This is a genomic window from Acinetobacter sp. V89_7 (assembly GCF_029967895.1).
Taxonomy (GTDB): Bacteria; Pseudomonadota; Gammaproteobacteria; order Pseudomonadales; family Moraxellaceae; genus Acinetobacter; species Acinetobacter soli.
The window spans coordinates 494,952-509,397 of record NZ_JASCAJ010000017.1; the positions used below are offsets into that span (position 1 = coordinate 494,952).

A 14,446-nucleotide genomic window follows, 5' to 3' on the forward strand; every position below is an offset into this window, starting at 1 on the left:
AGATTGAGTTGTTATTTTTATTATTAAATAAAAAAAATTTAAAATAAATATAATTTAATAATTTATTTTAAAAAATTTAATATTGATATGTAAATCATAAACTTAAATAATAAGAAATTAATTCATATTAAAATAGTTGGGTTTTTTATTTTAATCCTATTAAAATGGTTGGAATTAATATAATTCTGATAAAATTAGTAAGATTAATCAATTTAATTCTGAGTAAATTAATCAGAATTAACTATGTTTTTATAATATTTTAAACCAAGTATTTCAGTTGGGTTAAATTGTGAATAAAATTGAATTTAATAGATAAAGATTAAAAAATAAAAAATTAGGAATGAATTGAATACATATTAAAGTATGATATATTAATCAGAAGAAGTGACTATCTTGATTAAAAAAGCCCCGAGTGCGAACACTCGAGGCTTTTTTTTATGAGCTATGTTCAGATCGCTCATGGCGTTGTTTAAGTGAAGCAAGCGCATCAATACGATACTGAATCAACATTTCGCCAATTTCTGGCCCCTTAATGTCAGCGGGTAAATCTTGTGCCTTGATTGAGCGGACCACTTGTATCGCCTCATATAAAAATGATGCTTGAGGATAAGGACGATTTTCGAGTCCTAGGCGTCCACGTGCATCACATTCACAGGCTTGTATAAAGGCTTCTACACGTTCAGGTCGACGTAACACATCTAGGCGTTGTAATAAACGCCATAACGTACCGGGCTTGAGCGACATCGCTTGATGGCATTTTAAGTGTTCTTTACATACTGCAAGCGCAAGCTGTTTGGTTTGTGTTGATACTTTTAATCGATCAGACAATGCCTCGACGGGTGGGATTCCTCGCTCTTCGTGCATGATGTGCCGCGGTAGCATCTCTTTGGGGGTGAGAGCCTTACCTAAATCATGAACCAGTACCGCATAACGTACATCGAGTGAATAGTTCGCTTTACACGCTTGTCTTAAAGACATCAAGGTATGAATACCACAGTCAATTTCGGGGTGATATTCTGGCCGCTGCGGTACACCAAACAGCGCATCAATTTCTGGAAAAAGTACTTTGAGTGCATCACAATCGCGTAAAACCTGAAAGTAAACATCTGCGTGCTCTTCCATCAGTGCTCGCGATGTTTCTTTCCAGACACGTTCCGCTGTTAAACATTCAAGTTCACCAGATACACTGATCCGCTGCATAAGTTGTAAAGTTTCATCGGCAATTTGAAAGCCATATTTTGTATAGCGGGCTGCAAAACGAGCTACACGTAATACTCGTAAAGGATCTTCGACAAATGCCTCGGATACATGACGTAATATCCGGTTATTTAAATCATCTTGGCCACCATAGGGATCATAAACATTTCCAGCATCGTCCATGGCCATGGCATTGATGGTTAAATCCCGACGGATCAGATCGTCTTCTAAACTGACTTCTGGCGCGGTAAAAAAATTGAAACCATGATAACCCGTTCCCGATTTACGTTCGGTACGGGCGAGTGCGTATTCTTCTTTTGTTTTTGGATGTAGAAAAACGGGGAAATCTTTCCCCACGGGGGTAAAACCTTGATCGAGTAATTGTTGTGGGGTTGCACCCACCACCACGTAATCTTTTTCGTGATAGGAATGACCTAAAAGCTGATCTCGAACGGCGCCGCCGACTAAATACACGTGCATGAAAAAACCTCTGTTCCTTAAGCAATCATGCTACAGAACAGAGGTTTTCACAAGTCACAAAAATGTGCTTTTCAATAAAGCAAAGGCTTATGCTTCACTTTGCTGAATTTCTGCTACAGTCAAGGCGGTCATGTTTAACACACGACGTGTTGTTGCTGTTGGCGTCAAGATATGTACAGGTTTTGCAGCACCAAGCAAAATTGGGCCAATCGTCACGTTGTTACCAGACGTTGCTTTTAACAGGTTAAACGAAATGTTTGCCGCATCAAGATTTGGCATGATCAACAAGTTTGCAGAACCTTTAAAGCTTGAGCTTGGGAATGCAGAATGACGAATGCTCTCATCAAGTGCTGCATCACCGTGCATTTCGCCTTCAACTTCAAGCTCAGGCGCACGTTCACTGAGTAAACGATGCACTTCACGCATTTTTTGCGCGCTTGGATCATGCTGATTGCTACCAAAGCTTGAGTGTGAAAGCAGTGCAACACGTGGTGTAATACCAAAACGGCGCACTTCTTCAGCTGCCAGAATAGTCATTTCGACCAGTTGTTCTGCGCTTGGATTGGTATTGACATAAGTATCTGCAATAAACAAGTTACGATCTTCAAGCATCAAGGCATTGAGAGTGAAGAACGTATTTGAACCTTCTTTAAGCCCAATAATGTTGCTAACAAAGTCTAAATGAATATCGTAGCTACTATAAGTACCGCAAAGCATGCCGTCTGCTTTACCAAACTTCACCAGCATCGCTGCAATTAAGGTCGAGCGGCGACGTGCTTCACGTTGAGCATATTCAACAGTCACGCCTTTACGCTGCATAATCTGGTAGTAATCTTTCCAGAACTCTTCGTAAAGCGGATTATTTTCTTGGTCAACAATTTCAACGTTTACGCCATTTTCCAAGCGAAGACCCAGTTTTTTGATATTGGCTTCAATGACAGCAGTACGACCAACCAAAACAGGGAAGGCAATGCCGTCATCCACTGCAATTTGTGCTGTACGTAACACGCGGTAATCTTCACCTTCAGCATATGCGATACGTTTAGGATCGGTTTTTGCCTGAGAGAAAATAGGCTTCATAATAAACGCTGAGTTATATACAAACTCAGACAGTTTTTGGCGATACGCAGAAAAATCTTCGATTGGACGAGTCGCTACACCAGAATCCATTGCTGCTTTTGCTACGGCAGGTGCAATTTCAAGAATCAAACGTTGATCAAGCGGGCGTGGAATGAGGTAATCACGACCAAAAGATGCTGATTTCTCACCGTAAGTTGCAGCATCGGCTTCAATGTGTGCCATACGCGCAATCGCGTGTACACAAGCAATCTTCATATCTTCATTGATTGTGGTTGCGCCCACATCCAATGCGCCACGGAAAATGTACGGGAAGCACAGTGCGTTGTTTACTTGGTTTGGATAGTCTGAACGACCAGTTGCCATAATGACATCTGGACGCACAGCATGCGCATCTTCAGGTAAAATTTCAGGATCTGGGTTGGCCAAAGCAAAGATGATTGGATTTTCAGCCATCACCTTCACCATTTCTTTGGTAAGAATACCCGCAGCTGAAAGGCCAAGGAACATATCTGCTCCCGCCATCACTTCGTGAAGCTGAGTGGCAGCAATGTCTTGAACATAACGCTTTTTGGAATCGTCCAAGCCGTCACGAGAAGTTGTGATTAGGCCGCGTGAGTCCGCAACGATAATATTTTCTTTATTTACGCCAATAGCACAAAGTAAATCTAGGCAAGAAAGTGCCGCTGCACCTGCGCCTGATGCCACAATTTTAATGTCTTCAATCTTTTTGTTGACGATTTGAAGTGCATTTAATAGGGCAGAACCGACAATAATACTTGTTCCATGCTGATCGTCATGAAACACAGGAATGTTCATGCGTTCACGAAGTTTTTTCTCGATATAAAAACATTCTGGCGCTTTGATGTCTTCTAGGTTAATCCCACCAAAAGTAGGTTCTAACGCTGCAACAATATCCACGATTTTGTCTGGATCATTTTCATCAATTTCGATGTCAAATACATCTACACCAGCGAATTTTTTAAATAAAACGCCTTTACCTTCCATCACTGGCTTAGATGCCAAAGGTCCGATATTGCCTAGACCTAAAACAGCAGTACCATTACTGACAACGGCGACCAAGTTACCACGTGCCGTATATTTTGCAGCAGCTGAAGGATCACGTTCAATCTCTAAACATGGAGCCGCAACGCCAGGTGAGTATGCAAGTGCTAAGTCATGCTGATTGACAAGCTGCTTACTCGGCGTAACGCTGATTTTCCCCGGAGTTGGGTTTTCGTGGTAATACAAAGCAGCCTGTTTTAATGATTGATCGTCCATCTGAGTCTCGGTTGTTACAAGTGTTTAACTAGTCAAATACAGGGGGTGTAATGGGCTAAATTCAATCGAATATATCATTAGTTCGATACTTCTCACAGTCAAAAAATATCAAAATTCAATAAAGTTCGCCTTTACCTGTATAGCGAGGTCAGACCACACTGACCAGATTTTTTTTGAAAAAAACCCTGCGTGATCTAACTTATAGATTTTAGCGATTAATAGCGCATCGCTTGTTGAATATAAAGTTGAGGTGATTAGATCACCAAAATGTTAAGCACTAAAGTGATAGTTCAAAATTGATAAAGCAACTACAGGTGCGGTTTCCGTGCGTAGTACACGCTCACCAATACACCAGTTGATGAAGCCTGCTTGATTGGCCGCACTGATTTCAGATTCGCTCAAGCCACCCTCGGGTCCAATCAGTAAAGCCAGTGCCTGATTTGCATGTTGCAAAACGGGGGATTGCTCTTTTTCGGGAGCCAGTACCAATTTGGTCGCTGGAAGTGAATCAGACTGCAACCATTCATGAAGTGCAATGGGTGCTAAAATTTGAGGCACACGATTTAAACCGCATTGTTCACATGCCGCGATTGCTACACTTTGCCAATGATCCAGCTTTTTTTGATCACGATCGTATTTTAGACGCATCTCACAGCGTTCACTGGTAAGAAGTTGAATCTGATCGACTCCTAGTTCAGTGGCTTTCTGAATTGCATAATCCATACGATCGCCTTTACTCATGACCTGCCCAAGCAAGGCTTTAAAGCGTGGGCTACGATCCGTTGCATCAAATGCCTCGACTTGTACAATGGCATTTTTTTTATTGATTTCAATAAGGCGGACATGATATTCACCGCCCTGACCATTAAAAAAAACAGCTTGATCATTCAATTGTGCGCGCAACACACGAACCCAATGATGAAATACAGACTCGGTTAACAAGAGTTGCGTGTCGACGTGAAGATCTGCTTCGATAAAAAAACGGTTCATTGGGATGTGACTCAAAAAAGTTAGTTCAAACCTAAATCAACAACGAGTTGGCGAGTAGGTTCTGTGGTGTTCATGGTGTAAAAATGCAAACTTGGTGCGCCGCCATCGATGAGGCGCTCACAGAGTTTCAGGATCACTTCATGACCAAATGCTCTGATACTGCGGCTATCATCGCCGTATGCTTGTAGTTGTTTACGAATCCAGCGCGGTATTTCTGCACCAGTACCGTCAGCAAAACGTATCAAATTACTGGCATTGGTAATCGGCATAATTCCCGGAGCGACCGGAATGGTAATGCCTTGCTTTTGAAGGCGATCTAAAAAGTAAAAATACGCATCTGGATTAAAGAAAAACTGTGTAATCGCAGAATTTGCGCCTGCATTGACTTTTTCAGTAAAACGCTGAATATCTTGATCGAATGTTTCTGCCTGAGGATGCATTTCAGGATAGGCTGCAACTTCAATATGAAAATGATCACCAGAATGCTCGCGTATAAATCTAACCAGATCTTGAGCATACGGCAGTTCGCCTAAACCCACCTGACCTGAAGGTAGATCACCACGTAATGCCACAATTTTGTTAATCCCTTGCGCAACATATAAATCAAGCAATTCGGCAATTCTGGCTTTATCATCGCCAATACACGACAAATGTGGTGCAACAGGCGTGCCTTTACCATTGAATTCTTTGATTGCTGCAAGGGTACGCTCACGTGTTGAACCGCCTGCACCATATGTAATCGAAAAAAACTCTGGCTGAAGCTGCTGTAGATCTTGGTGTACTGTAATTAACTTTTCAGCACCAATATCTGTTTTAGGTGGGAAAAACTCAAATGAAATTGGAACACGTTTGGTCATCATCAAATCCTTTTAACTCACTGAAACGATACCAGAAAAAAGGGCAGTCCGTTAAACGTCTGCCCTATATTTCTTAGTACTTATAAGCGTCAGACTTGTATGGACCTTCAACTGGTACACCCAGATAGTCGGCCTGAACATTTGTCAGTTGTGTAAGCACACCACCAAAGCCAACCACCATTGCAGCAGCAACTTCTTCGTCAAGTTTCTTCGGTAGTACTTCTACACGAATTTTTGCCGCTTTTTCTTCAGCAGGAAGATCAGCAAATTTTTCTTGGAACAAATGCATTTGACCCAATACTTGGTTTGCAAATGAACCATCCATCACACGTGAAGGGTGACCAGTCGCGTTGCCTAAGTTAACCAGACGGCCTTCAGAAAGCAAGATCAAGTAATCTTGGTCGTTTTCTGTGCGGTAAACTTGGTGAACTTGTGGTTTCACTTCAACCCACTTATAGCCGCGTAAGTAGTTGGTATCAATTTCGGTATCAAAGTGACCGATGTTACAAACCACTGCGCCCGCTTTTAAAGTATCAAGCATTGCAGCATCACAAACATGGTAGTTACCAGTTGTGGTTACAATCAAATCGGTATTTTGAAGAAGATCAAGGTTGATGTCTTCTTTTTTACCCGTTTGAATACCGTTTTTGTACGGTGAAACGACTTCGTAACCGTCCATGCAGGCTTGCATAGCACAAATCGGGTCGACTTCAGTCACACGTACAATCATGCCTTCTTGACGAAGTGATTGAGCAGAACCTTTACCTACGTCGCCATAGCCAATCACTAATGCACGGCGGCCAGATAAAAACATATCCGTTGCACGTTTGATCGCATCGTTTAGAGAGTGGCGGCAACCGTATTTATTGTCATTTTTTGACTTGGTCACAGAATCATTGACGTTGATTGCAGGTACTTTTAGGCTGCCATCTTTCCACATTTCGAGCAGACGCTGAACACCTGTCGTGGTTTCTTCTGTAATCCCGTGAATACGGTCTAAAAGCGCAGGGTAGTTGGTGTGAACAAGTGCAGTTAAGTCACCGCCATCGTCCAGAATCATGTTGGCATCCCATGGTTTGCCGTTCACATTGATCTGCTGTTCAAGACACCAGTTGTATTCTTCTTCCGTCTCGCCTTTCCATGCAAACACAGGAATACCACGCGCCGCAATTGCTGCTGCTGCATGATCTTGTGTCGAGAAAATATTGCATGATGTCCAACGTACTTCTGCACCAAGTTCAACCAAAGTCTCGATAAGTACAGCAGTCTGGATGGTCATGTGAATACAACCCAGAATTTTTGCACCTGCAAGTGGTTTGTCTGCTGCATAACGCTTACGCAAACCAATCAAAGCTGGCATTTCAGCTTCTGCAAGTTTAATTTCTTTACGGCCGTATTCTGCTAAAGAGATGTCAGCAACTTTGTAATCAGTAAATGAAGCATTAACCGCGTTCATCACGATCTCCTATTAAAAAACAAATATTGATCATTCAGTTCGCGGATGCCGTTGTTGGTCAGTTGGTGCAAGCACTTTCAATTGACCGATCGTCGAGCCTGGCGAATTGATTTTTAGTGCCAATCAATCGTCGCAGCATCCCTCGACTAGTGAAGTATTGTACTTGGAAATCACTATAGTGCCAACGCTGTTTTGTGTATGATTCGCATAAATAAACAGCGAGCTCAATTCGATGGCTTTAAATATTCCTGAATCATTACTTCATCTTGAGGCCAATTGTGGGGTTTTTTCTTTATGGATGCTGTTTCAACATCACGGTATTGAAATGGATGTTGGCGAAATTGCAAGATTATGTCAGCACGATCCGGAGCAGGGTACTTTTACCATTGCATTGGCAGTGGCACTCGATACGCTTGGCTTTCAGGTGGCTTTTTATACCGATGAAGATCCGCATATGGATGCCAGTGAACGCAAGCTTTATCAGGAAGCACGTACGCGTGATATTGCTATAGAACCTGCAATCTCCTACGAGGCGATTCAAACAGCAATCGAACAGGGCAAAATGGCCATTGTGTCGTATGACACGCTGGAAGGAATAGGAAATCAGTCTTTGGTATATAGTATTGACGATCAAGAGATCTGTTTTTTTGATAGTTTTGACCCAATGCCAAAGCTCGTATTTGAGCATCAGCGCAAGGCTGAGGGCATTTGCCGACAAGTGATCCTGATCGATGATCGTCGGGTTCAACTGATGCATTCGGCCAAGTTAAACTAAAATATTCTTTTAAATCGCATTAAAAAAAGTGGGCAATATTGCCCACTTTTTTTATATGACTTAATCGATATCTGGATGTTGTTTAGCAAGTTTGTCGCGTTTTTTTTGCAACTCATCAATTTGCTCATCAATTTGCTCGATTTTTTGTTCAATATTACCGTGATATTGCTCAAGTAACTCTTCCGCTTCATCGCTATCCACTGCCATTGGCGTTGCGCCTTTTAATGGTAGATTGGCCGTTTCTTTCAGATAAATTGCGGTGATAATTCCAAATACACCACAGACCATCAGATAATAAGCCGGAATCATAATATTATGTGTGGTTTCAACCAAAGTGGCTGTAATGGTTGGCGTCAAACCGGCAATGACAACAGAAATATTAAAGGCAATTGCAAGCGCGCTATAGCGGATTTCGGTTGGAAATAATGCAGGCAGGGTAGATGCCATTACACCAATCAACATATTTAATGACAGCGCTAAAATTAATAAGCCTAAAAAGATCAATAGGGTGTTGTTGGTGTCGAGTAATAGAAATGCAGGGTAAGCAAACAACACAAGCGCAATACTGCCCGCAAATACAAATGGTCTACGTCCGATTTTATCGCTCAGCATACCCACAAAAGGCTGTACAAATAACATACCCACCATAACTGCGATAATGATCAGCACGCCATGATCTTCTGAATAGCCTAAGTTATGCGAAAAGTAGCTAGGCAAATACGTAAGTAGCATGTAGTAGGTGACATTGGTACAAATAACCAGACCCACGCACACCATTAAACTACGTTTATGCTGACGCAAGATTTGCATAAATCCAATTTTTTTCGGTTTTTTTAATTGACTTTGGGTTTCAGTATGGGCTTGAAATGTAGGTGTTTCATCTAAGCTATGGCGTAAATACAATCCAATCAGACCCAAAGGCAGTGCAAGATAAAACGGAATTCTCCAGCCCCATTCCATAAAGGCATTTTCGCCTACGGCGAAGCTAATGACTGAAACAACACCTGCACCGACCACAAAACCCAAAATAGAGCCAAAATCTAGCCAGCTCCCCATGAAGCCGCGTTTACGGTCTGGAGAATACTCGGCCACAAAGATTGCGGCGCCTGCATACTCACCGCCTACGGAAAAGCCCTGCGCAATTTTCACAATTAACAGTAAAATTGGTGCCCATATTCCAATGCTTTCATAAGAGGGAATTAAGCCAATACCAAAAGTACTCACAGACATGATGATAATGGTGATCGCTAAAACTTTTTGCCGGCCATATTTATCGCCTAAACGACCAAAAAAAAGCCCCCCAAGAGGCCTGAAAATAAAAGGAATAGAGAAAGTGGCCAGTGCTGCAATCATTTGAACACTGGGTGAAGCATTTGGGAAAAATACTTTACCTAAGATATAGGCGACGTAGCCGTATACACCAAAATCAAACCATTCGATTGCATTCCCCAGAGCTGCAGCCTTAATGGCTTTTTTGGTCTTGTCGTAGTCGACAATCTCGACATCATCAATACCGAGTGGTGTTGTTGTTTTTCTAGACATGAATCAACGGTTCCTTGTGGTTAAACTCACTTTAGCTTTTAGATAAAGCAAAGTGATGTTTAGAGAACATAAGCATAAAAATCGAACCAATAATCAGTTTGTTGCGCAATCAAAATGGCAAATTTGGCTGTTTTAACTGTGCTTAAACTAATTAAATATCAATTGATTATAAGTTTAAGACGAACACGCGATCTGATGTGTTGCATGATCATGAACAATCTGTACATGCTGTACGTGTTTTATGTAAAAAAATTTAAATTACTTTGGTATTAAGCAAAATGATAAATGTTTATCGTAATTTTTTAGTTTGGCTGTAGGATTCAATCTCATTGAATAATATGTGATATATATCAGGTTTTTGGATATCGCATATTAGAAAAATGGAATTATGAAGTAAAGCTATTATATTTCTCTAAAAAGACAGTTAGAATTAATAATGACAAAAGTGATGGATCTACTTTTTCAGAACGTATAGGCAGTTACTTTCAATTTTTATATAGCAGCCGATCATGCCATACATAAAAACGGACAACACAATTTTAATGACGCGTCGAAAACGTTATGTTTTTCGAATCTTTGTAATGCGTCAAGTTGGCTCATTGCTGTGCTTCATGTCAATCGCATCGGTTCTGTATTTTTTAAATTATCAATATGAGTTTTATGTTTTATTGGCTTTTAATGCATTGATTTGGCCTTTAACTGCCTATGTAATTGCGATGAATTCCTCAAATGTGGTGCGCTCAACCAATATCAGTTTGATTATTGATGGTGCATTGGGTGGCTTCTGGATCGCAATGATGCAATTGAGTCCTTTTCCCTCGTTGATATTATTGGCAATTTTAATTTCAGATCGATATGCAGCGGGCGGATGGAAGATTCTAAGACCTTCGCTCATCGCACTATTTATTACACTGATTATGGTGTGGGGATTGGCTGGCTTTAAGCTAAATCTCGCGTTGAGCCCCCAAATGGTGTGGTGGTCATTACCATTGGCGACGATCTATTTGATGTCGCTGAGTGTGCTCACCCGTAATCTGGCAATCCAATTAATTGATAAAAACCATGAATATGAGCGTATTGCATTAATAGATCCCCGACTACAAATTCCCAATCGAAGATTGTTTGAGCAGCGTTTAGCAACGACTTTTGCTCAGACGCAAAATAGTAGCGTGACCGCACATTTACTGCTTCTTGATGTAGATTATTTCAAACACATCAACGATAACTATGGTCACGATGAAGGTGATTACTTTTTAAGTCAGATGTCAGACCTTTTACGACAAATGAGTGGACCTGAAGATACACCGGCTCGGTTTGGTGGAGATGAGCTTGCGATTATTGTTATGAATCGATCTGATGAGGATGTTATTCAGTTGGCACAAAACATTCAAGCTGCTGTACAGCAGATTAGATTGTCGACAGATTCAGCTTTTTTTACCACAGTCAGTATCGGGATTGCCTCATCTGAGAGTGCACAGTCTGTCTCAGACTGGTTTGGTGTCGCAGATAAGGCGCTATATCTGGTGAAACGACATGGAAGAAACGGTATCCAGTTGTTTTAATCAGATTGCTTGAGTTGATACTCCTCAATTACTTCAAGCGCCGCACGAAACGCTTCTTGTGCTGCTGGTGCGCCGCAATATGGCAATGAGTGCAGCAAGGTTTCCTGAATTTCTTCTACAGTGCATCCATTGTTCAATGCACCGCGAACATGACCTTTGAGTTCAGTGGGAGCTTTGAGTGCTGTCAGCATCGCTAGGGTAATCAATGAGCGGTATTTACGTGGTAAAACACCGTCACGTTGCCATGTCGACCCCCATGCATGTTCGTTAATCCAATCCTGCAATGGTGCTGTAAAAGGTACGGTATTGTCTTGGGCACGTTTAACAAAGTGCTCGCCCATGACTTCGGTGCGTACTTTCAGTCCATTGTTATAGTCGTCTTGTGACATTTCGATTTTCCTCTCAATAAAATAAAAGCGTCCGAAGACGCTTTTACCACAATCTATCGATTGAGTTAAATACGATCAAGATCGAAGGTTGCTTCGCCTGTTCGTGGAAGATGAGGATTATCCAGCTCTAAATCTTCCTTAAGTTGCATATCAAACACATCGGTGAGCATGCTGTCGAAGCGTTTTGCATTATAGACAATCAGGCTTTGTGCTTCAGATTCAGTGATAAAACCCTGACTCACCGCATCTGTAATATGCTCTTCAAAAGTAAGACCTTTAAACTGATCTTTAGATTCAGCTTTTTTAAATTTATGCCAGAGTGGTTCAATTTGCAGGAGCATCTGGAACGTAGACTCAAGTCGACCTGTCACATCATCTGGATCTTGTGTGTAAAACACATGCTTTTTAAGTTCGGCACGGAAAGGATTTTCTTTAATCATCAAATCCGCTACAGCTTGTTTAAGATCATCACTTGGTTTGGAGAGTGGGCGACCAAGCGGGAAGCACACGAATTTGACCAAAGCTGCACCCAGTTTGACCGGAAAGTTTTCAAATAACCCGAAAAATGCTTCTTGAACGGTATAAAGTGATTTTTCCAGTGCTAATTTTGCATGCAATTGTTCTGCTTCCGATTTTGTACCATAGGCGTAGTATTTCAAAATCGCACTGGCGATGAAGATATGCGCGTGGATATCGGCCAAACGACCCGAGAGCATTTCTTTACGTTTAATATCACCTGCCAGTAGTCCCAAAGACATATCCGCAGTCAGTGCAAGATTGGCACTAAAGCGATTGATGATTTTATAGTAAGGCTGGGTAAAGTCATCCGAAATGACGGGTGAATCGCTTGACCCCCCGGTAAAGCCATAAGCAAATGAGCGCGCCCCACGGTTAAAGGTATATCCAAGATGCTTAAACAAAATCTCATGAAACTGCTTGATCGCAGATTGCTTGTCGTTCGATTGAAGCAGTTGTAGTTCATCAAACAAGTAGGGGTGACAGCGCATCGAACCCTGCCCAAAGATCATCAATGAGCGGGTAAGAATATTGGCGCCTTCAACCGTAATTGCAACTGGAATGGCTTGATAAGACAGAGCCAAAAAGTTACGTGGTCCAAGCTGAATCGCACGTCCGCCGACAACATCCATACCATGGTTGATAACTTTACGCATAGTTTCAGTGGCGTAATATTTCGCCATGGCGGTCATGACAGCAGGTTTGCCGCCTTCATTTAGACCACAGGTCACAAAGTAGCGAAATGCCTCAAGCATATACGTATCGCTGGCAATATCGCTGGTGGCTTCTTGTACACCTTCAAACTTGCCTACAGAGAGTTTGAACTGTTCGCGTACTTTTGCAAATGCACCCACCGTCAAATAGCTCATTTCGCCTGCAGACGTTGCAAGTGCTGGAAGTGAAATACCACGGCCAACACCAAGGCATTCCATGAGCATACGCCAGCCACGCCCAGCATTTTTAGGGCCACCGATAATCCAGTCGATTGGAATAAAAACATCACGGCCTTCTACAGTACCATTCATAAATGGCGAGCCAGGATAGTGCCGCGCACCAATCTGAATTCCGTGATGTGTGGCAGGAATTAAGGCACAGGTAATGCCGTATTCATTTTTAGACGTATCGCCAAGCAATCCATCCGGATCATAAAGTTTAAATGCCAGACCCACCACAGTCGCAACCGGTGCGAGGGTAATCCAACGTTTAGAGAAGTTCATACGTAAGCCAAGAACTTCCTGACCTTCGTATTCGCCGTAACACACTACACCTGTGTCGGGAATTGCACCAGCATCTGAACCGGCCTCTGGACTTGTTAGACCAAAACATGGAATTTCTGTACCAGCAGCCAAACCCGGCAAGTAGCGTTGCTTTTGTTCGTCTGTGCCGTAGTGCATCAAAAGCTCACCTGGTCCCAATGAGTTTGGCACCATACAACTTACAGCAGCGGTGAGGGAGCGAGAAGCAATTTTACTCATGATGCGGCTTTGCGCAAATGAACTAAATTCTTTACCGCCGTAAGATTTAGGAATAATTAAACTTAAAAAACCTTTATCTTTAATGAATTGCCATACATGCTCGGGTAAATCTTTACCTTTATGATGAATTTCCCATTCATCTAACATGCTACAAAGCTGTTCAACTTCAGTGTCCAGATAGGCTTGCTCTTCTTCAGATAATTGTGGAAAAGCATAGGCATTGAATGTATTCCAATCAGGTGCGCCTGTAAAAAGTTCTTTTTCCCACCAACTGGTGCCTGCTTCAAGCGCTTCTTGTTCTGTTGTGCTGATGCTTGGCATTGAGTTGGCTAGAGTTTTATAGGCAGGTTTAGTGATCAGACCAAAGCGTAATGGATCGACCAGCAAGATGACGCTGAGCAGAATAAGTGGAATACCTAACAAGAGTGACCATGCAGTAAATACAAAAGCACAGGCCAAGGCCACAATAATGGTCACAATACTTCCGACACTTCTGGAAACGCTGAAATAAAATACAGCCCAAACAGTGAAGATTTGTACCAGTAGAGCAACGATAAACAGGAAAAAAGTCATACTTACTCCTTGGGTTGTTGCATTTAGAATTAAAATTAATGCGCTAACAGGTAACTAAAACAGGAACTTCTTTATTTGAATCAATGACGCGATTTGTCGTTTTTAGGGGCAATCTGATTAATCATGAATTAATTTTGTATTTCCCTTTATATTGATCAAGATAAACAAGTTATTTTTGTACTTTCAATGACTATTGTATATTAAAATGTAAAAAATGTGAGCTATGTTGTTGATTTGTCAAAAAACGTTAAACTAATTTAGCGTTTTTTCAACAAA

General features: G+C 41.7%; 10 protein-coding genes. 2 read left to right on the forward strand and 8 right to left on the reverse strand.

Translation table 11 applies throughout. From position 1 onward, the window contains the following. Window positions 1-435: 435 nt before the first annotated feature. The 5 genes from QLG00_RS03585 to ahcY form a co-directional block, all read right to left on the reverse strand. Window positions 436-1,677, reverse strand: coding sequence for a multifunctional CCA addition/repair protein (locus QLG00_RS03585; RefSeq protein WP_025094786.1), 1,242 nt, complete (start codon window positions 1,675-1,677; stop codon window positions 436-438). 87 nt (window positions 1,678-1,764) lie between these two features. Continuing rightward, the gene (locus QLG00_RS03590) at window positions 1,765-4,035 is read right to left on the reverse strand and encodes an NADP-dependent malic enzyme (protein WP_004948008.1); all 2,271 of its coding nucleotides are present in this window, start codon (window positions 4,033-4,035) and stop codon (window positions 1,765-1,767) included. Between the two features lie 270 nt (window positions 4,036-4,305). After that, a complete protein-coding gene (locus tag QLG00_RS03595; protein WP_088459145.1) occupies window positions 4,306-5,025 on the reverse strand; it encodes a 16S rRNA (uracil(1498)-N(3))-methyltransferase in 720 nt (239 codons plus the stop codon). Between the two features lie 20 nt (window positions 5,026-5,045). After that, window positions 5,046-5,882, reverse strand: coding sequence for a methylenetetrahydrofolate reductase [NAD(P)H] (gene metF / locus QLG00_RS03600; protein WP_004948007.1), 837 nt, complete (start codon window positions 5,880-5,882; stop codon window positions 5,046-5,048). Window positions 5,883-5,955: 73 nt separating this feature from the next. Then, a complete protein-coding gene (gene ahcY / locus QLG00_RS03605; RefSeq protein WP_004948005.1) occupies window positions 5,956-7,338 on the reverse strand; it encodes an adenosylhomocysteinase in 1,383 nt (460 codons plus the stop codon). 232 nt (window positions 7,339-7,570) lie between these two features. Here ahcY and QLG00_RS03610 point away from each other — a divergent pair, with 232 nt between their 5' ends. Further along, window positions 7,571-8,113, forward strand: coding sequence for a cysteine peptidase family C39 domain-containing protein (locus QLG00_RS03610; RefSeq protein WP_208476534.1), 543 nt, complete (start codon window positions 7,571-7,573; stop codon window positions 8,111-8,113). A gap of 60 nt (window positions 8,114-8,173) precedes the next feature. Here QLG00_RS03610 and proP read toward each other — a convergent pair whose 3' ends face one another. Beyond that, window positions 8,174-9,655: a glycine betaine/L-proline transporter ProP gene (proP, locus tag QLG00_RS03615; protein ID WP_282470507.1), complete on the reverse strand. Its 1,482-nt coding sequence runs from the start codon at window positions 9,653-9,655 to the stop codon at window positions 8,174-8,176. A 509-nt stretch (window positions 9,656-10,164) separates the two neighbouring features. On the opposite strand from proP, the gene QLG00_RS03620 reads away from it, so the two are divergent. Then, window positions 10,165-11,217 carry a sensor domain-containing diguanylate cyclase gene (locus QLG00_RS03620; protein WP_282470508.1) on the forward strand — a complete coding sequence of 351 codons (1,053 nt, stop codon included), beginning with the start codon at window positions 10,165-10,167 and terminating at the stop codon, window positions 11,215-11,217. Here QLG00_RS03620 and QLG00_RS03625 read toward each other — a convergent pair. Together QLG00_RS03625 and QLG00_RS03630 are read right to left on the reverse strand one after the other, a co-directional pair. Continuing rightward, window positions 11,214-11,606, reverse strand: a complete 393-nt coding sequence (locus QLG00_RS03625) for a carboxymuconolactone decarboxylase family protein (RefSeq protein WP_076032257.1) — start codon at window positions 11,604-11,606, stop codon at window positions 11,214-11,216. The genes QLG00_RS03620 and QLG00_RS03625 overlap by 4 nt on opposite strands. A 65-nt stretch (window positions 11,607-11,671) precedes the next feature. Continuing rightward, the gene (locus QLG00_RS03630; protein ID WP_004938549.1) at window positions 11,672-14,170 is read right to left on the reverse strand and encodes an acyl-CoA dehydrogenase; all 2,499 of its coding nucleotides are present in this window, start codon (window positions 14,168-14,170) and stop codon (window positions 11,672-11,674) included. Between the last annotated feature and the right edge of the window lie 276 nt (window positions 14,171-14,446).

Excerpts from the sequence above, each read along its gene's own strand:
- QLG00_RS03585 (WP_025094786.1), bottom strand. The coding sequence starts at position 1,677 with ATGCACGTGTATTTAGTCGGCGGCGCCGTTCGAGATCAGCTTTTAGGT.
- QLG00_RS03590 (WP_004948008.1), bottom strand. The coding sequence starts at position 4,035 with ATGGACGATCAATCATTAAAACAGGCTGCTTTGTATTACCACGAAAAC.
- QLG00_RS03595 (WP_088459145.1), bottom strand. The coding sequence starts at position 5,025 with ATGAACCGTTTTTTTATCGAAGCAGATCTTCACGTCGACACGCAACTC.
- metF (WP_004948007.1), bottom strand. The coding sequence starts at position 5,882 with ATGACCAAACGTGTTCCAATTTCATTTGAGTTTTTCCCACCTAAAACA.
- ahcY (WP_004948005.1), bottom strand. The coding sequence starts at position 7,338 with ATGAACGCGGTTAATGCTTCATTTACTGATTACAAAGTTGCTGACATC.
- QLG00_RS03610 (WP_208476534.1), top strand. The coding sequence starts at position 7,571 with ATGGCTTTAAATATTCCTGAATCATTACTTCATCTTGAGGCCAATTGT.
- proP (WP_282470507.1), bottom strand. The coding sequence starts at position 9,655 with ATGTCTAGAAAAACAACAACACCACTCGGTATTGATGATGTCGAGATT.
- QLG00_RS03620 (WP_282470508.1), top strand. The coding sequence starts at position 10,165 with ATGCCATACATAAAAACGGACAACACAATTTTAATGACGCGTCGAAAA.
- QLG00_RS03625 (WP_076032257.1), bottom strand. The coding sequence starts at position 11,606 with ATGTCACAAGACGACTATAACAATGGACTGAAAGTACGCACCGAAGTC.
- QLG00_RS03630 (WP_004938549.1), bottom strand. The coding sequence starts at position 14,170 with ATGACTTTTTTCCTGTTTATCGTTGCTCTACTGGTACAAATCTTCACT.